The 21,353-nt window shown below is 71.1% G+C and carries 19 protein-coding genes; 11 read left to right on the forward strand and 8 right to left on the reverse strand.

Features of this window, described 5'->3' with window-relative positions:
- Position 1: 1 nt before the first annotated feature.
- Genes ACWD5O_RS21755 through aceB form a run of 5 tightly spaced genes read right to left on the reverse strand, consistent with a single transcriptional unit; the run spans position 2 to position 7,728 of the window.
- Complete coding sequence (locus ACWD5O_RS21755; protein ID WP_450086355.1) at positions 2-1,870, reverse strand: L-lactate permease; 1,869 nt, start codon at positions 1,868-1,870, stop codon at positions 2-4.
- A 44-nt stretch (positions 1,871-1,914) separates the two neighbouring features.
- Complete coding sequence (locus ACWD5O_RS21760) at positions 1,915-3,354, reverse strand: (Fe-S)-binding protein (RefSeq protein WP_450086356.1); 1,440 nt, start codon at positions 3,352-3,354, stop codon at positions 1,915-1,917.
- A complete protein-coding gene (locus ACWD5O_RS21765) occupies positions 3,354-4,640 on the reverse strand; it encodes an FAD-binding oxidoreductase (RefSeq protein WP_450086357.1) in 1,287 nt (428 codons plus the stop codon). The genes ACWD5O_RS21760 and ACWD5O_RS21765 overlap by 1 nt, the downstream gene beginning before the upstream one ends.
- Positions 4,640-6,112, reverse strand: a complete 1,473-nt coding sequence (locus tag ACWD5O_RS21770; RefSeq protein WP_450086358.1) for an FAD-linked oxidase C-terminal domain-containing protein — start codon at positions 6,110-6,112, stop codon at positions 4,640-4,642. The genes ACWD5O_RS21765 and ACWD5O_RS21770 overlap by 1 nt, the downstream gene beginning before the upstream one ends.
- A 32-nt stretch (positions 6,113-6,144) precedes the next feature.
- Positions 6,145-7,728 (reverse strand): malate synthase A, encoded by a 1,584-nt coding sequence (aceB, locus tag ACWD5O_RS21775; protein ID WP_450086359.1) that lies wholly within the window; start codon positions 7,726-7,728, stop codon positions 6,145-6,147.
- 553 nt (positions 7,729-8,281) lie between these two features.
- Between aceB and ACWD5O_RS21780 the strand changes: the two genes are divergently transcribed.
- On the forward strand, positions 8,282-9,475 hold the full coding sequence (locus tag ACWD5O_RS21780; protein WP_450086360.1) for an endo-1,4-beta-xylanase: 1,194 nt from the start codon (positions 8,282-8,284) through the stop codon (positions 9,473-9,475).
- A 262-nt stretch (positions 9,476-9,737) separates the two neighbouring features.
- Positions 9,738-10,619, forward strand: coding sequence for an endonuclease/exonuclease/phosphatase family protein (locus ACWD5O_RS21785; protein WP_450086361.1), 882 nt, complete (start codon positions 9,738-9,740; stop codon positions 10,617-10,619).
- A gap of 22 nt (positions 10,620-10,641) precedes the next feature.
- Here ACWD5O_RS21785 and ACWD5O_RS21790 read toward each other — a convergent pair whose 3' ends face one another.
- Positions 10,642-11,463 (reverse strand): SAM-dependent methyltransferase, encoded by an 822-nt coding sequence (locus ACWD5O_RS21790; protein WP_450086362.1) that lies wholly within the window; start codon positions 11,461-11,463, stop codon positions 10,642-10,644.
- 258 nt (positions 11,464-11,721) lie between these two features.
- Here ACWD5O_RS21790 and ACWD5O_RS21795 point away from each other — a divergent pair, with 258 nt between their 5' ends.
- Positions 11,722-12,183 (forward strand): VOC family protein, encoded by a 462-nt coding sequence (locus tag ACWD5O_RS21795; protein WP_450086363.1) that lies wholly within the window; start codon positions 11,722-11,724, stop codon positions 12,181-12,183.
- Positions 12,184-12,232: 49 nt separating this feature from the next.
- Here the strand turns inward: ACWD5O_RS21795 and ACWD5O_RS21800 are convergent, their stop codons facing one another.
- Entirely contained in the window at positions 12,233-12,730 is a 498-nt protein-coding gene (locus ACWD5O_RS21800; RefSeq protein WP_387327480.1) for a GNAT family N-acetyltransferase, read from the reverse strand.
- 7 nt (positions 12,731-12,737) lie between these two features.
- Positions 12,738-13,502 carry a FadR/GntR family transcriptional regulator gene (locus ACWD5O_RS21805; RefSeq protein WP_354965711.1) on the reverse strand — a complete coding sequence of 255 codons (765 nt, stop codon included), beginning with the start codon at positions 13,500-13,502 and terminating at the stop codon, positions 12,738-12,740.
- A 187-nt stretch (positions 13,503-13,689) separates the two neighbouring features.
- Here ACWD5O_RS21805 and ACWD5O_RS21810 point away from each other — a divergent pair, with 187 nt between their 5' ends.
- From ACWD5O_RS21810 to ACWD5O_RS21845, 8 genes are all read left to right on the forward strand, one after another.
- Positions 13,690-14,931: an ABC transporter substrate-binding protein gene (locus tag ACWD5O_RS21810; RefSeq protein WP_450086364.1), complete on the forward strand. Its 1,242-nt coding sequence runs from the start codon at positions 13,690-13,692 to the stop codon at positions 14,929-14,931.
- A 70-nt stretch (positions 14,932-15,001) separates the two neighbouring features.
- Complete coding sequence (locus tag ACWD5O_RS21815) at positions 15,002-15,949, forward strand: carbohydrate ABC transporter permease (RefSeq protein ID WP_387327486.1); 948 nt, start codon at positions 15,002-15,004, stop codon at positions 15,947-15,949.
- The gene (locus ACWD5O_RS21820) at positions 15,946-16,761 is read left to right on the forward strand and encodes a carbohydrate ABC transporter permease (RefSeq protein WP_387327489.1); all 816 of its coding nucleotides are present in this window, start codon (positions 15,946-15,948) and stop codon (positions 16,759-16,761) included. Before ACWD5O_RS21815 ends, ACWD5O_RS21820 begins: the two co-directional genes overlap by 4 nt.
- A 7-nt stretch (positions 16,762-16,768) precedes the next feature.
- Complete coding sequence (gene dgoD / locus ACWD5O_RS21825; protein WP_354965714.1) at positions 16,769-17,917, forward strand: galactonate dehydratase; 1,149 nt, start codon at positions 16,769-16,771, stop codon at positions 17,915-17,917.
- Between the two features lie 2 nt (positions 17,918-17,919).
- Entirely contained in the window at positions 17,920-18,558 is a 639-nt protein-coding gene (locus tag ACWD5O_RS21830; protein ID WP_450086365.1) for a bifunctional 4-hydroxy-2-oxoglutarate aldolase/2-dehydro-3-deoxy-phosphogluconate aldolase, read from the forward strand.
- Complete coding sequence (locus ACWD5O_RS21835; RefSeq protein WP_450086366.1) at positions 18,555-19,508, forward strand: sugar kinase; 954 nt, start codon at positions 18,555-18,557, stop codon at positions 19,506-19,508. Before ACWD5O_RS21830 ends, ACWD5O_RS21835 begins: the two co-directional genes overlap by 4 nt.
- A gap of 34 nt (positions 19,509-19,542) precedes the next feature.
- Positions 19,543-20,772, forward strand: a complete 1,230-nt coding sequence (manD, locus tag ACWD5O_RS21840; protein ID WP_450086367.1) for a D-mannonate dehydratase ManD — start codon at positions 19,543-19,545, stop codon at positions 20,770-20,772.
- Positions 20,762-21,337 (forward strand): gluconokinase, encoded by a 576-nt coding sequence (locus tag ACWD5O_RS21845; RefSeq protein ID WP_450086368.1) that lies wholly within the window; start codon positions 20,762-20,764, stop codon positions 21,335-21,337. The genes manD and ACWD5O_RS21845 overlap by 11 nt, the downstream gene beginning before the upstream one ends.
- The last annotated feature ends 16 nt before the right edge of the window (positions 21,338-21,353 follow it).

The raw sequence follows: 21,353 nt of genomic DNA on the forward strand, positions 1-21,353 counted from the left end.
GTCAGGGCACCATCCAGCCGAGGACCGGCGAGCCCTGGAGCGCGACCAGTACACACATGAACAACAGCAGGAGCAGGCTCCAGCCGAACACCTTGCGGAAGATCTCCCCCTCTCGGCCGGCCATGCCGACCGCGGCGGCGGCGATGGCCAGGTTCTGGGGGCTGATCATCTTGCCCAGCACCCCGCCGGAGGAGTTGGCGGCCGCCAGCAGCACCGGGTCCAGCCCGGCGCGCGCCGCGGTCTCCACCTGCAACGCCCCGAACAACGCGTTGGCCGAGGTGTCCGAGCCGGTGACCGCCACGCCGATCCAGCCGAGGATCGCCGAGAGGAAGACGAACGCCCCACCGGCGGCGGCCAGGAACGCGCCGAGCGTGTTGGTCTGCCCGGACTGGTTCATCACGTACGCCAGGGCGAGCACCGCCATGACGGTGACGATCGCGTACCGCAGCTCGACGTAGGTACGCCCGTAGGCTCGCAGCGCCTGGCCGACGGAGACCCGCAGCACCAACGCGGTGAGCACCCCGGCGAGGATCATCAGTGTGCCGGCGGCGGGCAGCCAGTTGAGGGTGTACGTGGCCGACGACAGCGGATTGCCGTTCCCGCCCAGGATGTCCAGGCCCGGCCAGGCGAACTTCACCGTCCACGGCTCCTTCGCCAGGACGTCCTTCACCGCCCCGAGGTTGGCGATGGAGAAGATCGCGATGATGATCAGGTAGGGCGCGTACGCGCGGGCCACCTCGGCGGGGGTGTCGGCGAGCCGGGGAGCGGCCGCTCGGATGTGGCCCGCCCCGGCATCGGCCGCCGTCCGATCCCGATCCTCCCCCGGCGCGTCGTCCGAGACGAACGGGTCCCCCGGCGGCGACTCGCCGCCCGGGCCGTCGAGCGACGGCGCGGCCGCGGTGGTCGTACCGGAGCGGCGGCCGGCCGTGGCGCGGACGGCGCCCGGGTCGGCAAGCTCGGCCTCGGCGGGCTCGCGGGCGGCCGGCACGCTCGCCACCTCCGGCTCGCGGCCCAGGTCGGCCGGGGTGACCGGGCGCCAGACGCGGATCAGCAGCACGACGGCGGCGGCCGAGACCAACGCCGCGACGATGTCGGTCAGCGGCACGGAGATGTAGTTCGCGGCGACGAACTGCGCCAGGCCGAAGGTCACGCCCGCGACCAACGCGGCGGGCCAGGTCTGCCGGATACCGCGCCGCCCGTCCACCAGGACCACCAGCAGCAGCGGTACGACCACCGCGAGGATCGGCGTCTGCCGGCCGACCATCGCGCCGAGGGTGTCCACGGTGAGCCGCGAGTCGTCGTTGACGCCACTGGTGACGGTGGCCAGGGTGACGACCGGGGTGGCGAGCGCGCCGAACGCCACCGGCGCGGTGTTGGCCAGCAGCGCCACCGAGGCGGCGTGGATCGGGCGGAAGCCGAGCGCCATCAGCATCACCACGGTGATGGCAACCGGCGTGCCGAAGCCGGCCAACGCCTCCAGCAGCGCGCCGAAGCAGAACGCGATGATGATCGCCTGGATCCGCATGTCCGGACTGACCCGTTCGAACGAGCGGCGCAACACGTCGAAGTGTCCGCTCTCGACGGTGAGGTTGTAGACCCAGATCGCGTTGAGGACGATCCACAGGATCGGGAAGAAGCCGAAGGCGGCGCCCTCGGTGGCCGACAGCACGGCCTGCCCGACGGGCATGGCGTAGATGGCGACCGCCACCACCAGCGCGACCGCGAGCGAGATCAGCCCGGCCAGCCAGGCCCGCACCTTCAGCACGCCGAGCAGCACGAAGAGGGTGAGCAGAGGCAGGACGGCGAAGATTGCCGACAGCGCGACGGAGTCGCTGACGGGATCGGTGACGACTGTGAACTGGTCGAACATGGGTCACCTCGACGCTCGGAGACGGTGGCGGGTGAGTTGGGGCCCTACAGCAGCTCCTCCACCGGGCGGGCGCGGAGGGAGGCGTCGAGGACCTGGGCGGTATGGGCCAGCGCGATGTCGCCGCCGGCGCGGGTCACCGCGGCGGCGACCTGCATGAGGCAGCCGGGGTTGGCGGTGACGAGCAGCCGCGCCCCGGTGGCCAGTACGGTGCGGGCCTTGCGGTCGCCGAGTTCGGCGGCCGGCCCGGGGTGGAGCACGTTCCAGATCCCCGCCGACCCGCAGCAGATCTCCGGGTCGGCGATCTCCCGCAGCTCCAACCCGGGAATGTCGCGCAGCAGCCGGCGGGGCTGGGCGCGGACGCCCTGGGCGTGGGCCAGGTGGCAGGCGTCGTGGTAGGCGACGGTCACCGGCAGTGGGTGCCGGGTGGCGACCGGACCCAGCTCGTCGAGAAGCTCGGACAGGTCACGCACCTTGCCGGCGAAGTCGGCGGCGAGCGCCGCGTAGCCGGGATCGTCCCGGAGCAGGTCGCCGTACTCCTTGAGGGTGGAGCCGCAGCCCGCCGCGTTGACCACGAAGAAGTCGATGCCGGCGGCGGCGAACGTGTCGAGCATCCGGCGGGCGAAGCGCTGCGCCTCCGCCTCGCGCCCGTTGTGCACGCTCAGCGCACCGCAGCAACCCTGCCGGTCGGGCAGGATGACCACGTCACAGCCCTCGGCGGCGAGCACCCGGGCGGTGGCGGCATTGACCTCGGGGAGGAACGCACCCTGTACGCAGCCGGTGAGCATGCCGACCACGGCCCGCCTTGGGCCGACCGCGGGAACCCGCTTCGGTGGGCGTTGCGGCCGGCGGAGCCGGGGGGCGAGGGACTCCAGCGCCGCCAGGGTGGGCGCCAGCCGGGGCAGCAGTCCGGTCCGCTGGACCAGACGGCGCACTCCGCTGGCCTGGTACGCGCGCAGCGGGCCACGTAGCAGCCGCAGCCGCCGCGGGTACGGGAAGAGCGCGAAGATCGCCGCCCGAAGCGCCCGCTCCCGGGGCCCGCGGTGGTGCCGGCGTTCGACCTGCTGCCGGGTGTCTTCGATGAGGCGGTCGTAGCGGACGCCGGACGGGCAGGCGGTCACGCAGGACATGCAGCCGAGACACTGGTCGAAGTGGGTGACCATCGAGTCGGACAGCGGCTCGCCCTCCAGGCCCTCCTTCATCAGGTAGATCCGCCCGCGCGGCGAGTCCATCTCCTCGCCCCACAGCACGTAGGTGGGGCAGGTGGGCAGGCAGAAGCCACAGTGCACACAGTCCGAGACCAGCTCGGCGGCGGGTGGATGGTGCGCGTCGAACGCGCCCTGGCCGGGCGGTTGGGCGGCCAGGCCGAGCACGTCGCGGGGCCCGCTTGCCGGGCGGGTTCCGCCCGGCGAGCTGAGCGGCGCGGTCTCCGCGGACCGGGCCGCGCTCGCCGGATCGCGACGGTCGGGCTGCCGGGGAATGGCCATCAGATCCCTCCCACGAATCGGCCGGGCGCGAGCCGGGCATCGGGGTCGAAGCGCTCCTTGACCCGGCGCATCAGTGCCAGACCGTCGACGGGCCCCCACAGGTCCACGCGGTCCCGAACGGGCGGGGGCGCGGTGAGCACCACGACGTGTCCGGCGACGGCGGCGCTCGCCGTCCGCAGCGCGTCGGTCAGGCCGGCGACCCGCTCCGGGTCGGCCGTGCCGGGCAGCCCGGCGTAGAGCACCCCGACGCCGGCCGAGCCGCGCAGCGCGAGCGGCAGACCACACCGGTCGGCCGCCGCCCGGGCGTCGGCCAGCAGCCGCGGTACGCCGGAGAGGGCGGCGGTCAGCTTCAGCCCGATGTCGCCGTCCCGCCACGGGTACCGGCCCCAACCGTCCGGAGGCTCGTCGGAAGCGGTGGCGTCGCCGCCGAGGAGCCGTCGGGTCGCCTCCACGCGGGCGGCCACCCCGGCCGCGGTGCCCTCCAGCAGCACCGTCACCGCCGCTCCCCCACCGGCCGGCGCGTCCACCTCCAGCGCGGTGGGCACGAGCTGCGCGGCGCGTACGGTGCCGGCGAGCCGTCCCGCCTCGGCCGGGTCGTCGGTCCGACGGGTGACGTACGCGACCGCGGACGGCAGCGGGTGCAGCCGGAACGCGCACTCGGTGATCAGCCCGAGCGTGCCGTACGCGCCGGTGACCAGCTTGGCCAGGTCGTAGCCGGCGACGTTCTTGACCACCTTGCCTCCGGCGTGCGCGACCACACCGTCGGCGCGGACCAGGGTGACCCCGATGATCAGGTCGCGCACGGTGCCGTAGAGCATCCGGCGAGGTCCGCTGGTGTTGGTGGCGACCGCGCCGCCGACGGTGCCGCCGGGCAGCGGCGCGTCGAGGGCGAGTTGCTGGCGGGCGCCGGCCAGGGTGGCGGCCAGCTCGTCGAGGCGGGTGCCGGCCCGGACCACGGTGATCAGGTCACCGGCGGCGTGCTCGACCACCCCAGCCAGCGCCGTGGTGTCGAGGATCAGGTCGAGTCGCCGGGGCGGGCTTCCCCACGCCTGCTTCGTGGCCGCGCCGCGGACCGTCACCGCGAGGTCGAGCGAGGCGGCCGCCCGCAGCAATGTCGCCGCCCCGGCGGTGTCGCGGGGTGTGGCGACGTAGCGCGCGGGCATCCCGGCGATCACGTCGTGGTCGCCGGCCGGCCGGACCGACTCGGAGCCGTCGGACCGCGGGCCGTCGGTCGCGGCCTCAGGGGCGGCGGCGCGGAGCCGGTCGAGGATCGCGTCGGCGGGCATCAGAACGCCTCCGCCAGACCGGCCTCCTGCGCGGGGTGGACCCCCTTGCGTCGACCGGGGATCTCGCCGCAGAGCCGGGGTGTCGGAAAGACCTTGCCCGGATTCGCCAGACCGGCCGGGTCGAACGCGCAGCGCAGCAACTGCATGGTGTCCAGGTCGTCGTCGGTGAACATGCGCGGCATGTACTTCGCCTTGTCCATGCCGACGCCGTGCTCTCCGGTGATCGAACCGCCGTGGCTCACGCAGAGGTCGAGGATCGCGCCGGAGACCTCCTCGGCGCGTTCGGTCTGCCCGTCGACGCCCGCGTCGAACAGGACGAGCGGGTGCAGGTTGCCGTCGCCGGCGTGAAAGACGTTGGCGACCCGGATGCCACGTTCGGCGGAGAGTTCACCGATGCGGCGCAGCACCGCGGGCAGGGCGGTGCGCGGAATGACCCCGTCCTGGACGATGTAGTCGGGGCTGATCCGTCCGACGGCGGCAAACGCGGACTTGCGACCCTTCCAGAACAGCGCCCGCTCGGCGTCGTCGGCGGCGATCCGGATCTCGAACGCCCGGTTGTCCCGGCAGAGCCGTACGACCTGGTCGAACTGGGCGGCCACCTCCGGGTCGGGCCCGTCCAGCTCGACGATGAGCACCGCGCCGGCGCCGGCCGGGTAGCCACAGTGCACGGCCGCCTCGGCAGCGGAGATGGCGAGCGCGTCCATCATCTCCACCGCCGCCGGCACCACCCCCGCCGCGATGATCGCCGAGGTCGCCGCGCCCGCCTGGTCGGTGCTCTCGAAGGCGGCCAGCAGGGTGCGCACCGACTCGGGCAACCGGGTCAGCCGCACGGTCACCTCGGTGGCGATGCCGAGGGTGCCCTCGGAGCCGACGAACGCTCCGAGCAGGTCGTAGCCGGGGGCGTCGGGCGCGCGGCCGCCGAGGTGTACCCGGTCGCCGTCGGGGGTGACCAGCTCGACGCCGGTGACGTGGTTGGTGGTGAAGCCGTACTTCAGGCAGTGGGCGCCGCCGGAGTTCTCCGCCACGTTCCCGCCGATGGAGCAGATCTGCTGGCTGGACGGGTCGGGCGCGTAGTACCAGCCGTGCGGGACGGCGGCCCGGGTGACCGCCAGGTTGATCACGCCGGGCTGCACTACCGCCCGCTCGTCGGACGGGGCGATCTCCAGGATCTCCCGCATCTGCGAGGTGACGATCAGGACGCCGTCGGCGTGCGGCAGCGCGCCCCCGGAGAGCCCGGTGCCCGAGCCACGGGCCACGAACGGGGTGTCGGCGGCGACGCAGGCGCGGACCACGGCGGCGCACTGCGCGGCGTCGGCGGGGAGGGCGACGAGGGCCGGGACCACCTTGTACTGGGCCAGCCCGTCGCACTCGTAGGTGCGCAGCTGTTGTCGGTCGCTGATCACCCGGTCCGCGCCGATGGCGGCTCGCAGCGCGGCGGTGAGAGTTTCGAGGTCCGTTCCGGCTGTGCTCATCGCCCACCTCCGCGCGTCGGGTCGGTCGTCGGTCAGGGCATCCGTTCGTACGCCGGCACGGTGAGGAAGTCGGCGAAGTCGTCGGCGACGGCGACCTCCATGAACAGCGCCCGGGCGGCGGTGTAGTCGCCCGGGTCGCCGGGGAGCTTGGCGATCTCCTCGTCGGCGATCCGCTCGACCAACTCCCGGGTGACCCGGGCGCCGGTGTCGTCGAGGGTGAGGTCGTTGTGCAGCCACTGCCACACCTGGCTGCGGGAGATCTCCGCCGTGGCGGCGTCCTCCATCAGGTTGAAGATGGCCACCGCGCCGGAGCCACGCAGCCAGCTGGCCAGGTACTGCACCCCGACGCTGACCGCGTTGCGCAACCCGGTCTCGCTGTGCGGGCCGGGGGTGGCGCCCACCGAGAGCAGGTTGGCGGCGACGACCCGTACGTCCTCGCGGGCGCGGTGGAGCTGGTTCGGCCGGTCGCCGAGCACCGTGTCGAAGACCTCCCGGCAGATCGGCACCAGGTCGGGGTGGGCCACCCAGGAGCCGTCGAAACCGTCGCCGGCCTCGCGGGTCTTGTCGTCGCGGACCTTCGCCAGGGCGGTCTCGTTGACCTGCGGGTCGCGTCGACTGGGGATGAAGGCCGCCATCCCCCCGATGGCGTGCGCGCCGCGCCGGTGGCAGGTCCGCACCAGCAGTTCGGTGTACGCCCGCATGAACGGCACGGTCATCGTCACCGCGTTCCGGTCCGGCAGCAGGAAGTCCGCGCCCCGGGTACGGAACTTCTTGATCACGCTGAACATGTAGTCCCACCGGCCGGCGTTCAGCCCGGCGGAGTGCTCCCGCAGCTCGTAGAGGATCTCGTCCATCTCGAACGCGGCCGGGAAGGTCTCGATCAGCACGGTGGCCCGGATGGTGCCGCGCGGGATGCCGAGCCGTTCCTGGGCGGCCAGGAAGACGTCGTTCCACAGTCGCGCCTCGAGGTGGCTCTCCATCTTCGGCAGGTAGAAGTAGGGCCCGGCGCCGCGGTCGAGCTGCCGGCGCGCGCAGTGGAAGAAGTAGAGCCCGAAGTCGACGAGGCTGCCGGAGGTGCGCTCACCGTCGACGAGGATGTGCTTCTCGGTGAGGTGCCAGCCGCGCGGCCGCACCACGATCGTGGCCAGTTCGCCGTCGTGCAACGCGTACTGCTTGCCCTCGGGGGACGTGAAGGCGAGCTTGCCGTCGATGGCGTCGCGCAGGTTGAGCTGACCGGAGATGACGTTCTCCCAGAGCGGGGTGTTGGCGTCCTCGTGGTCGGCCAGCCACACCTTCGCGCCGGAGTTCAGGGCGTTGATGGTCATCTTCGCTTCGGTGGGTCCGGTGATCTCGACGCGGCGGTCGACCAGGCCCGGCGCCGGCTCGGCGACCCGCCAGTCGGCCTCGCGGATCTCCCGGGTCTCCAGCAGGAAGTCCAGCAGCCCACCGTCGGCCAGCTCTGCCTCACGCTGCCGTCGCAGGGCGAGCAGGTCTCGGCGACGCGGGTCGAAGGCGCGGTGCAGATCGGCGAGGAAGGCCAGCGCCTCCGGGGTGAGGATCTCGTCGTACCGGGGGTGCATCGGGCCTGTGACCTCGACGCCCGCAGGGATGGTCATCGACTCGCTCCTCACCGTGACATGCGTGGTGATCGATCGGACGCGCTCCTGCCGACTGTAGTTCTTGCCGTACGGGGCCATGCCTGAGCGACGACACAGTCGCCGGGAGCGGTCGACCCGGTGCGGCGAACGGCGCTTCAGGCGCGGCGAGCGGCAGATGGGCCGAACCGTGCGGCGGCGAGGGGGCGGATACGACCCGAAACACCGGCCCGGCGCCGCCATGATCGGCCGGCCGCGCCGGTCCCCACCTGCGGTCGAGCCGCCCGTTGATCTGCCAGCGCCACCAACCTTCGGAAGTTTCGAACCGAACGACACCAGCACTTCGCAGGTCACGCGACGGATTTCCGGAAGTGTTCGACCTTGACGGGGTCCATCGACAGCCTTAACGTTTCGGGCAGGTTTCGGGTCTCCACCCGAAGAGCTGTCGGAGCCACCACGGTCAGCCCGAGACCTCGGACACCCGACACCGACCCTGCTCCCAGCCCATCAGCACCATGCCCACACCCTCCATCTGATGATCGATCAAGATCGATTGGTGCCGAAAGGAAGGCAGATGAAGCAACGACGGTGGATCAGTGTCGGCGCGGTCGCGGTCGCGACCGTCGCGGCACTGAACGCGGTGCCAGCCACCGCGAGTCGGCCGTACGATCCCACCGCCCAGAGCCTGGCGGCTCTCGGGCTGCGGCACGGTCTCCAGGTCGGCACCGCGGTGGACATGGCGGCCCTCAACGACGCCAACGACCCGCAGTACCGCAGGCTGGTCGCCTCCGAGTTCTCCTCGGTCACCGCGGAGAACGCGATGAAATGGGAGAGCCTGGAGCCCACCCGCGGCGTCTACGACTGGGCCGCGGCCGACCAACTCGTCGAGTTCGCCAGGCGCAACAAGCAGAGCGTGCGCGGCCACGTGCTGGTCTGGCACAACCAGTTGCCCACCTGGCTGACCAGTGGCGTCGCCGACGGCTCGATCAGCAAGCAGGAGCTGCGCGAGCTGCTGCGCAAGCACATCACCACCGTCGTCAACCGCTACAAGGGCAAGATCTGGCAGTGGGATGTGGTCAACGAGGCGGTCAGTGACCCCTGGGACACCCCGTCGACCCTGCACTACAAGGGCTTCTGGGCGCAGAACCTCGGGCCTGGCTACATCGCCGACGCGTTCCGCTGGGCGCGGGCCGCCGACCCCCGGGCGCTGCTGTTCTACAACGACTACAACATCGAGGCGTTCGGCTCCGGCAACCCCGCCGACGACAAGTCTCAGTTCGTCTACGACATGGTCAAGGGGTTGCGCGCCCAGGGCGTCCCGGTCGACGGCATCGGCTCCCAGGGCCACCTGGGCACGCAGTACGGCAACTACGACACCCTCCAGGTGACCGCCGCGCTGAAGAAGTTCACCGCGCTCGGTGTCGCCACCGCGTTCACCGAGGTCGACGTCCGCAGCGAGATGACCGAGGCCGTCCGGGCCGGCAACGCGGCCGAGATCAACCCCCGGTTGCAGGCGTCGGCCGCCAACTTCAGCGTGCTGATGAAGGCCTGCCTGGCCGTGCGTAGTTGCCTGTCGTACACCGTCTGGGGCTTCAGTGACCGGCACTCCTGGGTGCCGGGCTGGTTCAACGACCCGCCAGAGGGCATGGCCACCATCTACGACGAGAACTACCAGCCCAAGCGGGCGTACCACGAGCTGAAGTCCGACCTGATCTTCGCCGGCCCGCCGTACGTCCTGCCGCGCACCACTCCGAAGCCGCGCCGCTGACCGACCGCTTCGGCTGAGCCGACGAGGGTCACCGGAGCACGACCGGGCCGTGTGGGGCTCCGCGCCCCACACGGCCCGCAGGCATGGTGCTCCTGCCGGTGGGCCGGCAGTAGGATCGCTGCACCTCGGCGACGACTGTCGCCTGCTTCATCCGGAGTCCGCGTGTCCGAGCAGTCAGCCGTCGACGTCACCCGCGAGACCCGTCTCCGGAGGTGCCGCGTGCCGGGCGGTGCCACCGTTGGTCAGACTCCGCGATCCGCGCATGGCTGACCGTTGGTACCGATCTCTGCGCTGGGCACTGGCCGTCGTGTGCCTGGTCGCCGCCGCCGCGGTGCCGGCCCGTCCGACGACGACCACCAGGACCGAATCCTCGGCCCTGCGGGTGCTCCAGATGAACCTCTGCAACAGCGGCCGCGCCGGCTGCTACACGGGTCGGTCGGTGACCGCGGCAGCCGAGGCGATCAGCGCGGAGGCGCCCGACGTGGTGGCTCTCAACGAGATATGCCAGGGCGATGTGGCGGTGCTGAAGGCCGCGCTCGCAACCGTCCACCCCGACGGCACGGTCGTGTCGGCCTTCAAGGCTGCGGGCGACCGCCCCAGCGGCGCCGTCACCCGGTGCCGCAACGGCGAGCCCTACGGCATCGGACTACTGACCCGCGTCGATGCCGCGTCCACCCCGTACACGATGCGCAGCGGTATCTACACGGCGCAGGATGTCTCGGACCCTGAGGAACGGGCCTGGCTGTGCGTCCACGTCCCCGGCTCGCTGCACACCTGCACCACCCATCTCGCGGCCACCAGCTTCACCGTGGCGCTCGCCCAGTGCCGTCACCTGCTCGACGCGGTCGTGCCCGCGATCCGCAGGAGCGTGGGGTACGCGCCGACGGTGCTGATCGGCGACCTCAATCTCCGGCACGACCGTTCCCCCAACGTGCGGTCCTGCGTACCGCCGGAGTACCTGCGGATCGACGACGGCGCGCTGCAACACGTCATGACGACAGCCGACGTCACGATCTGTTGCCGCCGGTCGATAGGAATGCACGGGGCGACGGACCACCCCGCGCTGCTTGTCACACTCACGATCGAGGGTAGACATCCCGGCTGGACAGATTGGGCGCGCAGGCGCAGGGACTCGTCGCGGTGAGCGAGCAGCCTTCCGCCGGTGGCTATCGCACGATGCGGGCGACCGCGCCGTTGAAAGACACGTCCTGCACGGATGGCCGCGGCTGCGGCGCGTCATCCGCGCGCCACCGCGCCACGGACACGATTCCCGGATCGACGAGCTCCATCCCGGCGAGCATCTCGGCGAACTGCTCCGTGCTCCGGGCGCGGAACCGTCCGTCGTGATTGCTGGCTTCGAGCCTCGCGGTCACGATTGGCGGCAGGTATTCCCAGGTGACGTGCGAGGCGACCACGTAGCTGCCGGCCGGGAGCGCGGCGACGAGTCGGTCGAGAATGCCCTTGGGGTCTTCGTCGTCACGGATGAAGTGCAGGATCGCCACCAGCATCACCGCGACGGGCTGGGACAGGTCCAACGTGGCCCGCAGGTCCGGGTCGGCGAGGATCTTGTCGGGCTCACGCAGGTCGGCGTCGAGGTAGGCGGTATGGCCCTCGGGCGTGCTGTTCAGCAACGCGCGAGCGTGGGCGAGGACGATCGGGTCGTTGTCGACGTAGACGACCCGGGCTGACGGGTCGATCGCCTGGGCAACCTCGTGCGTGTTGTCGGCGGTCGGAATGCCGGTGCCGATGTCCAGGAACTGCCGGACGCCCTGTTGCGCCAGGAACCGCACCGCCCGCTGCAGGAACATCCGGTTCTCGACCGCGGCCAGGCGGACCGTGGGCATCGCGGCCGCGAGGGCGTCACCGGACTCCCGGTCAGCAGCGAAGTTGTCCTTGCCGCCCAACAGGTAGTTGTACCTGCGAGCCGGGTGCGCGACCGTGGTGTCGATCCGGTCCGCCGCTGACAGTTCCCCGCTCCGGCCAGTCACCAGCCCCCCCATCGCCGCGTTCGATTTCTACAAGGTACACACCCGACGGTCGTAGCGAGCGCCCGCCGAGAGCGGCACCACGGGCGCGGGCCACCGCCCCCATTCCGGCCAGCGCCATGATCACCTGGTGGTTGATCGCCGACGGCCGCCGCCGGGAGTAGCGGACCGATTCTGTCCGCTGGGCGTGGCAGGGTGACTCATGGATGAAGGTCTGCCCGCAGCGCGACCTCCGAAACCCGCTACGAACGGAGCAACCCGATGAGCCGCCACATCCAGGTCACCTTCGACGCCCACGACCCGCGGGCGCTGTCGCGCTTCTGGTGCGAGGTGCTGGGCTACGTGCTCCCCGGCCCGCCCGGAGTCGACCTGCCCGAGGGCGCCGACCCGCTGGCCGCATGGGACGACTTCCTCGCGCGGATCGGCGTACCGGAGGAGGAGCGCAACACGAGATCGGCCATCGAGGACCCGGACGGGCACGGCCCACGGCTGTTCTTTCAGCAGGTGCCGGAGGACAAGGTCGCCAAGAACCGCGTCCACCTCGACATCCGCGCGGCCCCCGGGCTGCAGGGAGAGGAGCGGATGGCGGCGCTGGAGGCCGAGTGCGACCGGCTCCTCGCGCTGGGGGCGACGCGGGTACGTCGCTCCGAGCCCGCTCCCCCACTGGACGCCGGCTTCATCGTGATGGCCGACCCCGAGGGCAACGAGTTCTGCCTGGACTGAGGCGGCTCACCTGTGACGTCGCGGCTGGTGCGGCGACCTGCCGCGCTCGTCAGCTGATGGCGGGGCTACGGCGTTCCAGCAGGACGACGTCCCGCCAACGGTCGTGATGGCGACCGACGCGCTCGCGAACGCCGATGACGCGGAACCCGGCACGCTCGTGCAGGGTCAGGCTGGCGGTGTTCTCCGGAAAGACACCGGACTGGATCGTCCAGATGCCGGCGGCTTCGGTCGAGGCGATCAGCGTGTCCAGCAGCAGTCGGGCGATCCCGCGCCCGTGGGCGGCCGGATCGACGTAGACGGAGTGCTCGACGACGCCGGCGTAGACCGCGCGGGTCGAGGTCGGCGAGACGGCGATCCAACCGACGACGCCGCTCTCGCCGCTGACGGCCACGAACCGGTGCGCGGTCAGGCGCGTGGCGTCGAACGCCGACCAGGTCGGCGCGGTGACCTCGAAGCTGGCGTTGCCGGCGTCGAGCCCGGCCTGGTAGATCGCCAGGACCCGCTCGGCGTCACCGGCAGCCATGGGACGCACGGAGATGTCAGCCATCAGCAGCTCAGCCCTGGCCGGGCTCGCCGGTCTGCTCCCACATCGACTTCATCTCGCCGAACGCCTGCTCCATGATCTGGACCATGGCGGCGCGGGCGCGGTCGCCGTCGCGGCGCTGGATCGCCTGCGCCACGTCGGCGTGCAGTTGGAGAGCCTGCTCGTGGGGGTAGTGCGGCATCAGGTCGTAGTGGTGGCGGCCGGTGAGCACCTCCGCCACCAGGTCCTGCAGCCTGACGAACATCTCGTTACCCGAGGCGGCCAGCACCCGCCGGTGGAACTCGATGTCGAGGTGAAGGAAGCGCTCCTCGTCCCCGGCCTTCCCGGCGGCCCACATCTTGGCCGCCAACCCGACGAGGTCGCTCGCCTCGTCGTGGTCGACCCGGCGAGCGGCCAGCCAGGCGGCGTGCGGCTCGACGGCCGTCCGTAGCTCGGTGATCGAGCGCATCTGTGCCATCCGGCCGTCCGAGGCCAGTCGCCAGCGGATCACCTGCGGGTCGAAGACGTTCCAGTCGCGGGTCGGCCGGATCAGCACCCCGACCCGGCGGCGGGTCTCGATGAACCCCATGGCGGCGAGCACCCGCAGGACCTCGCGGACGACCGAGCGGGACACGCCGTACCGGTCGACCAGCTCGTCGATGTTGAGGACGGAGCCCGGCGTCAGCTGGCCTCCGCAGATGGCGGTGCCGAGGTGGTCGAGAACTTGTGCGTGCAGCCCGGCCTCGGCAGGGGCCTTCTTCTGGACGGCTGCAACCCCTGATGAGGACCGGTCCACGCGTTGCAGCATATCAGTTGGAGATCACCCCTTGAATAAATCCGCTTTATCGGCCTAGCATCCGGACGTTAAGCGGACGTTAACAGCGAGGTCGTGCTCTACCCCCGAAGCGGCGACCACGACAGAAGGAGAGATGGACGTGCGGCGTCGATCGATATTTGGAACTTCTCTGGCCGTGGTTGCCGCCATGGGCCTGTCAGCGTGCGGCGGCGGCGGGGACGACAGCGCCTCGTCGAAGACCGTGCGGGTGACCCTGGCCAACCACGTGTGGACGGAGAACATCAAGCAGGCCCTGCCCGAGTTCGAGAAGCAGTCCGGCCTGAAGGTCGAGATCACGCAGCTCGGCGAGGACCAGCTCTCCGACCAGTACAACGTCAAGCTGAACGCCGGCTCCAGCGACATCGACGTGATGATGTACCGCCCCCTGCAGGAGGGGAAGCTGTTCGCCAAGAACAAGTACCTCGCCGACCTGTCCGACAAGGTGAAGTCCAACAAGGACTGGGACTTCAGCGACTTCCAGGCCGGCCCGGTGGACGCCACCTCGTACGAGGACAAGGCGGTCGGCGTCCCGATCATCACCGAGCAGGAGGTCCTCTACTACCGCAAGGACCTGCTGGGCAAGGCCGGTCTGACCGCCCCGCCGAAGACCCTCGACGAGCTCAAGGCGGCCGCGGCCAAGATCAAGGCCGCCGACCCGAGCATCGCGGGCTTCGTGGCGCGTACCGGCAAGTCGCCGGCGGTCACCCAGTTCTCCAGCTTCCTCTACAGCTTCGGCGGTGACTTCGTCGACAGCAGCGGCAAGGCCACCGTCAACAGCGAGCAGGCCAAGCAGGCGTACGCCTACTACGGCGGGCTCCTGAAGGACCACGGCCCGGCGAACGTCAGCACCGACATGAGCTGGCCCGAGGCGATGGCCATCTTCACCCAGGGCAAGGCGGCGTTCTACACCGAGGCCAACTCGCTCTACAAGAACGCCACCGACCCGGCCAAGTCGAAGGTTTCCGACACCGTCGGCTTCGCGCCCTTCCCGGCCGGCCCCGCCGGTTCGAAGCCCTACAACATCCCCTCGTGGGCGCTGGGCATCAACGACAACTCCGAGAACCAGAGCAACGCCTGGAAGTTCGTCGAGTGGGCGACCAGCAAGGAGCAGACGCTCGCGCAGCAGAAGTCCGGCGTCCCGGGCGCGCGTACCTCGGTCTGGGCCAACCCGGAGGGCACCGCCACGTACCCGAAGGACCTCGTCGAGGCCATCGCGGCCAGCACGAAGGACGGCGTGGGTCACGACCGCCCGCTGGTCAACAAGGTCGCCCAGGCCCGGGAGATCGTCGGCCAGCCGATCGTCGACGCCATCGCGGGCAAGGACGCCGCGGCGGCGGCCGACTCCGCCAACGAGGCGTTCCAGCAGTTCCTGGACGACGAGGCCAAGTAAGCCTGGCGCGGGGGTGGCGGGGCCGTCCGGCTCCGCCACCCCCGCCGGGCCCGCCCACCCCGGAGATCTCATGGCAGCAGTGACCACCCCCACCAGACCGCCCCGCCGAGCATCGGAGACGCCGGACACGCCGGCGTGGGCCCGCTGGGCCAACGACCATCGCAAGTGGCTCTTCGCGACGCCGGCCATGGTCTTCGTCGCCGCGCTGATCGTCTTTCCGCTGGCCTGGACCGGATACCTCAGCCTCACCGACGCCGAGGGCTCGGTTCGGGCGGAGTCCGAGTTCGTGGGCTTCCAGAACTACGTCGAAGTGCTCTCGGACACCGACCGGTTCTGGCCCGCCGTCGGCCGGACCGCCGCGTTCACCGTCGTCGCGTTGCTGTTCGAGGTCGTCCTCGGCATGGCGGTCGCGCTGCTGCTGTGGCGACCGTTCCGGGGTCAGAAATGGGTCCGGGTCGCCATCCTGATGCCGCTGGTCGCCACCCCGGTCGCGGTCGGCATGATGTGGCGGCTCATCTTCGACCCGAACATCGGCATGGCGAACCAGGTACTCGGCTGGGTCGGCATCGGACCCCAACCGTGGCTGGCCGGCCAGCACTCGGCGCTGCCCACGACGATCTTCATTGACGTCTGGCAGTGGACCCCGATGGTGGTGCTGATCCTGCTCGCAGGCCTGACCTCGCTGTCCGACGAGCCCCAGGAGGCGGCGCGCATCGACGGCGCCAGCACCTGGCAGCGGTTCCGGCACGTCACCCTGCCGCTGGTGATGCCGACCGTGATCGTCGCGATCCTGCTGCGCGGCATCGACGCGCTGAAGACCTTCGACATCCTCTACGCCACGAAGGGCCGCGGCGGCGGCTCCTTCCACGAGGTCGAGACGCTCAACGTGTACGCCTACGGACTGAGCTTCGACTACAACGAGTACGGCATCTCATCGACGGTCCTCATCGTCTTCTTCCTGATCATCATCGGGTCGATGTGGGCTCTGACCTCGCGTAGGAAGGAGGCGAAGCGATGAAGTCCAGCCCCGCCTACCGGGTGTTCCGCGTGGTGGCGCTCACCGTCGTGGTGATCGCGCTGCTCGCGCCGCTGCTCTGGATGGTCGCCGCCTCGTTCAAGACGAACGTCGACATCTACGACACGGGCAAGGCGTTCGCCTTCTCGCCCACCCTGACGAACTACGCGAACGTCCTGGAGCAGGCCAACTACGTCGAGTTCATCGTCAACAGCCTCTGGGTGGCCTTCGCGGCCACCGTGCTCTCCATCGTCCTGGGCGTGCCCGCGGCGTACTCCATGAGCCGCTTCAACATGAGGAAGTCCGCGCTCGTCGTGCTGATGGCGCGGGTCATCCCCGGCGTCTCCCTGCTGGTGCCCTGGTACTACGTCTTCTCGAACCTGAAGATGGTCGGCGGCTTCAGCGTGCTCATCCTGAGCCACATGTTCGTGTCGCTGCCGCTGGTGGTCTACATCATGATGGGCTACTTCGACAGCCTGCCCATCGAACTCGAGGAGGCGGCGCTCGTCGACGGGCTGACCCACATCGGCGCGTTCCGCCGGATCACGCTGCCGCTGTCGATACCGGGCGTGGCCACCGCCGGCATCCTGTCCTTCATCTTCTCCTGGAACAACTTCATGTTCGCCCTGGTGCTCTCCGGCGCCGACACCAAGACCCTGCCGGTCGCGATCTTCGACTTCGTCGGCTACGCCAGCATCGACTGGGGCGGACTCATGGCGGCGGCCAGCGTCGTCACCCTGCCGATCATGCTGATCGCCCTGTTCGTGCAGAAGTACGTCGTCTCCGGCCTCACCGCCGGCGCGACGAAGGGCTGAGGACACCGTGACGACAATCGCTCGGGTCGAGACCTTCCTGGTCGCCCCCCGCTGGCTCTTCGTCCGCGTCGAGACCGAATCCGGGATCGTCGGCTGGGGCGAGGCGACCTGCGAGGGCCGCTCGGAAACCGTCCGCACCGCCGTGGAGCAGCTCAGCGAGCTGCTGATCGGCCGGGACGCGCTGCGGATCGAGGACCACTGGCAGACCATGACGAAGGGCTCCTTCTACCGGGGTGGCCCGATCCTGGCCAGCGCGGTGTCCGGTCTGGACCAGGCGCTGTGGGACATCGCCGGCAAGCGGTACGGGGCGCCGGTGCACCAGCTGCTCGGCGGCCCGGTCCGGGACCGGATCCGGGTCTACGGCTGGGTCGGCGGCGACGAGCCCAGCGAGGTCCGCGACCACATCGCGGCGCAGGTGGAGGCCGGACTGACCGCGGTCAAGATGAACGCCTCGGGGCGGATGAGCCCGATCGCGTCCGTCGCCGAGCTGGACGGGGTGGTCCAGCGGGTCGCCGCCGCCCGGGAGGTGCTGGGCGACGAGCGTGACGTCGCCGTCGACTTCCACGGCCGGTTCACCCTCGCCAACGCCCGCCGCGTCGCCCCGCTGCTCGAGCCGTACCGCCCGCTCTTCCTCGAGGAGCCGGTCGTACCGGAGAACTCCCACCTCATCGGCGACTTCGTGCGGTCCACGACCACGCCCGTGTCGACCGGGGAGCGGCTCTACAGCCGGCAGGAGTTCCTGCCCGTCTTCCAGGCCGGCATCGCGGTCGCCCAGCCGGACCTCTCGCACGCCGGCGGGATCTCCGAGGTACGCCGGATCGCCGCGCTCGCCGAGGTCTACGACGTGCAGCTCGCCCCGCACTGCCCGCTCGGGCCGATCGCCCTCGCGGCGTGCCTGCAGATCGGCTTCGCCACACCCAACTACCTGATTCAGGAACAGAGCATCGGCATCCACTACAACCTCGGGGCCGAGGTCCTCGACTACGTCGTGGAGACCACCCCGCTGCTCTTCGTCGACGGGCACATCGAGCGGCTCACCGCGCCCGGGCTCGGCATCGAGGTCGACGAGCAGGCGGTACGCGCGGCGGACAAGCGCGGGCACGTGTGGCGCAGCCCCACCTTCCGGCACCCCGACGGCTCCTACGCGGAATGGTGAGCATGACCCTCGACCTCACCGGTGAACTCGCCGCGGCCCGCCTTCTGGGGATCATCCGCGGCACCGACACGGCCGCCTCGATCGCCACCGGCGTGGCGCTGCTCCAGGAGGGCGTACGCGTCGTCGAGGTGGCCCTCACGACGCCCGGAGCGTTACGCGCCATCGAGGCCATCCGGGCGGCCGCGCCGGTCGGCGCGCTGGTCGGCGCGGGAACGGTGCTGACCGCCGCCGACGTCGCCGACGTGGCCGCCGCCGGAGCGCACTTCGTCGTCACCCCGGCCGTCGTCGACTCGATCCCCGAGGCCGTTCGCCGCGGGCTGCCGGTCGCCGCCGGGGCGCTCACCCCGACCGAGGCGTACACCGCGGTCCGGATGGGGGCGTCGGCGGTGAAGCTCTTCCCCGCCTCGCTCGGCGGCCCGGCGTACCTCAGGGCGCTACGCGACCCGTTCCCCGAACTTCCCCTCGTCGCGGTCGGCGGGGTGGGTCTGGCCGAGCTGCCCGCCTACCTCGACGCCGGGGCCATCGCCGTCGGCGTCGGCGGCCCGCTGGTGGGCGACGCCGCGTCCGGCGGCGACCTCGACGCGCTGCGCGCCCGGGCGCGCGGCTACCTGACGGCGGCGACCCACCGGCCGGTCCCATGACCGCGGTCGACCTGCTCACCTTCGGCGAGTCACTGGTGTCGCTGCGGGCGGCCGGACCGCTCGCGGTCGGTGGCGCCCTGACCATGCACCTGGCCGGCGCGGAGTCGAACGTCGCGATTGGCCTGGCCCGGCTCGGCCACCGGGCCGCCTGGGTCGGTCGGGTCAGCGACGATGAGCTGGGCGAGTACGTGCTGCGGCAACTGCGCGCCGAAGGCGTACGCGTCGACGGCGTGAACACCGACCCCACCCGGCCCGCCGGGTTGATGTTCCTGGAACGGCGCACCGCCGACGTGACCCGGGTGCGGTACCACCGGTCCGGCTCGGCCGGGTCCGCCCTGAGCATCGAGGACGTGCGCGCGCCGATCGCCGAGGGCGCCCGGGTGCTGCATCTGAGCGGGATCACCCCGGCGCTGTCCGACAGCGCCCGCGAGGCCACCACCTGGGCGGCCGAGGCCGCCTCCCGGTCCGGGACGCTGGTCTGCCTCGACGTCAACTACCGGGCCCGGCTCTGGACCCGGGGAGCGGCCCGCACGGCGCTCACCCCGCTGGCCGCGTACGCCTCGCTGGTCATCGCCTCCGCCGACGAGCTGGACCTCGTCGACGAGCCCGGGGCGGACGAGTCCAGCGTCGTCGCGCGCCTGCTGGCGCGCGGCGTGCGGACCGTCCTGGTCAAGCTCGGCGCCGACGGCGCCCGGGCCCACACCCGCCAGGGCGTCCGGCACGTCGCGGCGGTGCCGGTGACCGCGGTCGACACGGTGGGCGCCGGTGACGCGTTCAGCGCCGGCTACCTCTCCGGGCACCTCGACGGGCTCGACCTCGACGGCCGCCTGCGTCGGGCGGTGACCGTGGGCGCCTTCGCCGTCGCCGCTCACGGTGACTGGGAGGGCCTGCCGCGCCGCGCCGAACTGTCCCTTCTCGACGAACACGAGACTGGAAGCACCATCCGGTAAACCCGCCCAGCGCGGCACCTGAGAAAGGCACCCCGTGAAGATTGTCGCAGCGGACGTCATCGTCTCCAGCCCGGACCGCAACTTCGTCACCCTGAAGATCACCACCGACGACGGGGTCACCGGACTGGGCGACGGCACCCTCAACGGGCGGGAACTGTCGGTCGCCTCGTACCTGCGCGACCACGTCGTCCCGCTGCTGATCGGGCGGGACCCGCACCGCATCGAGGACACCTGGCAGTTCCTGTACCGCTCCGCGTACTGGCGGCGGGGCCCGGTGACCATGGCGGCGATCGCGGCCGTGGACGTCGCCCTCTGGGACATCAAGGCCAAGGCCGCCGGCATGCCGCTCTACCAGCTGCTGGGCGGCGCGTCGCGGACCGGCATCATGGCGTACGGCCACGCCTCGGGGCGGGACGTCCCGGAGCTGTTCGACTCGATCCGCCACCATCTCGAACTCGGCTTCCGATCGATCCGGGTCCAGACGTCCGTCCCGGGCATCAACGCCGTCTACGGGGTCGCCGCGCAGCCCAGCGCCGACGGCACGCGGTACGACTACGAGCCGGCGCAGCGCACGCCACTGCCGGCCGAGGAGGACTGGGACACCCGCTCCTACATGCGTCACCTGCCCGGCATCTTCGAGGCGGTACGCAACGAGTTCGGACCCGAGCTTCCGCTGCTGCACGACGGTCACCACCGGATGACCCCGATCCAGGCCGCCCGGCTCGGCAAGGACCTGGAGCCGTACGACCTGTTCTGGCTCGAGGACTGCACTCCCGCCGAGAACCAGGAGGCCCTGCGCCTGGTCCGCCACCACACGACCACGCCGCTGGCGATCGGCGAGGTCTTCAACACCGTGTGGGACTACCAGACGCTCATCCGCGAACAGTTGATCGACTACGTCCGGTCCGCCGTCACCCACACCGGGGGCATCACGGCGATGCGCAAACTGCTCGACTTCGCCGCGCAGTACCAGATCAAGTCCGGCATCCACGGCCCGACCGACATCTCGCCGGTCGGCATGGCCGCCGCCCTGCACCTCGACCTGGCCATCCACAACTTCGGCATCCAGGAGTACATGCGGCACGGCGCCCTGACCGACGAGGTCTTCCGGCAGTCCTTCACGTTCGCCGACGGCTACCTCCACCCCGGCGAGCAGCCGGGTCTGGGCGTCGAACTCGACGAGGAGGCCGCCGAGCGGTTCCCGTACGTGCCGGCCTACCTGCCGTTCAACCGGCTCAAGGACGGAACCGTCCATGACTGGTGAGCAGGGTGCCGCCGCCGGGCCCGGCCGCCAACAGCCACCCCGGCACGTCGTCGTGATGGGCGTGTCCGGTGCCGGCAAGACGACCGTGGCGAGGGGAATCAGCGACGTCGCCGGCCTGACCTTCGCCGAGGCCGACGAGTTCCACTCCGCGGCCAACGTGGCGAGGATGAGTGCCGGGGTACCCCTCGACGACGAAGCCCGCTGGCCCTGGCTGCGCGCCCTCGCCGACTGGATGGCCACCCGTGACGCCGAGGGCGTGTCGACGGTGCTGGCCTGCTCGGCGTTGAAGCGGTCCTACCGGGACGTGCTCCGGCAGGGACCGCCGAGCGTGGACTTCGTCCACCTGGACGGGACCGCGGAGGTCATCCGCGAGCGGATGGCCCGACGCGCCGGGCACTACATGCCGGCGAGCCTCCTGGACTCTCAACTGGCCATCCTGGAGCGGTTCGAACCCGGCGAGCCGCCGGGCCTGGTGCTCGACGTCGCGCTGTCTCCGGAGCAGCTCGTGTCGGCCGTGGTGGACCGTCTCGGACTGCCCACCGGAGCCGCCGTCGTCGGCGGATAGCCCCTCGCCCGCCATA

Source organism: Micromonospora sp. NPDC005161, assembly GCF_053599855.1.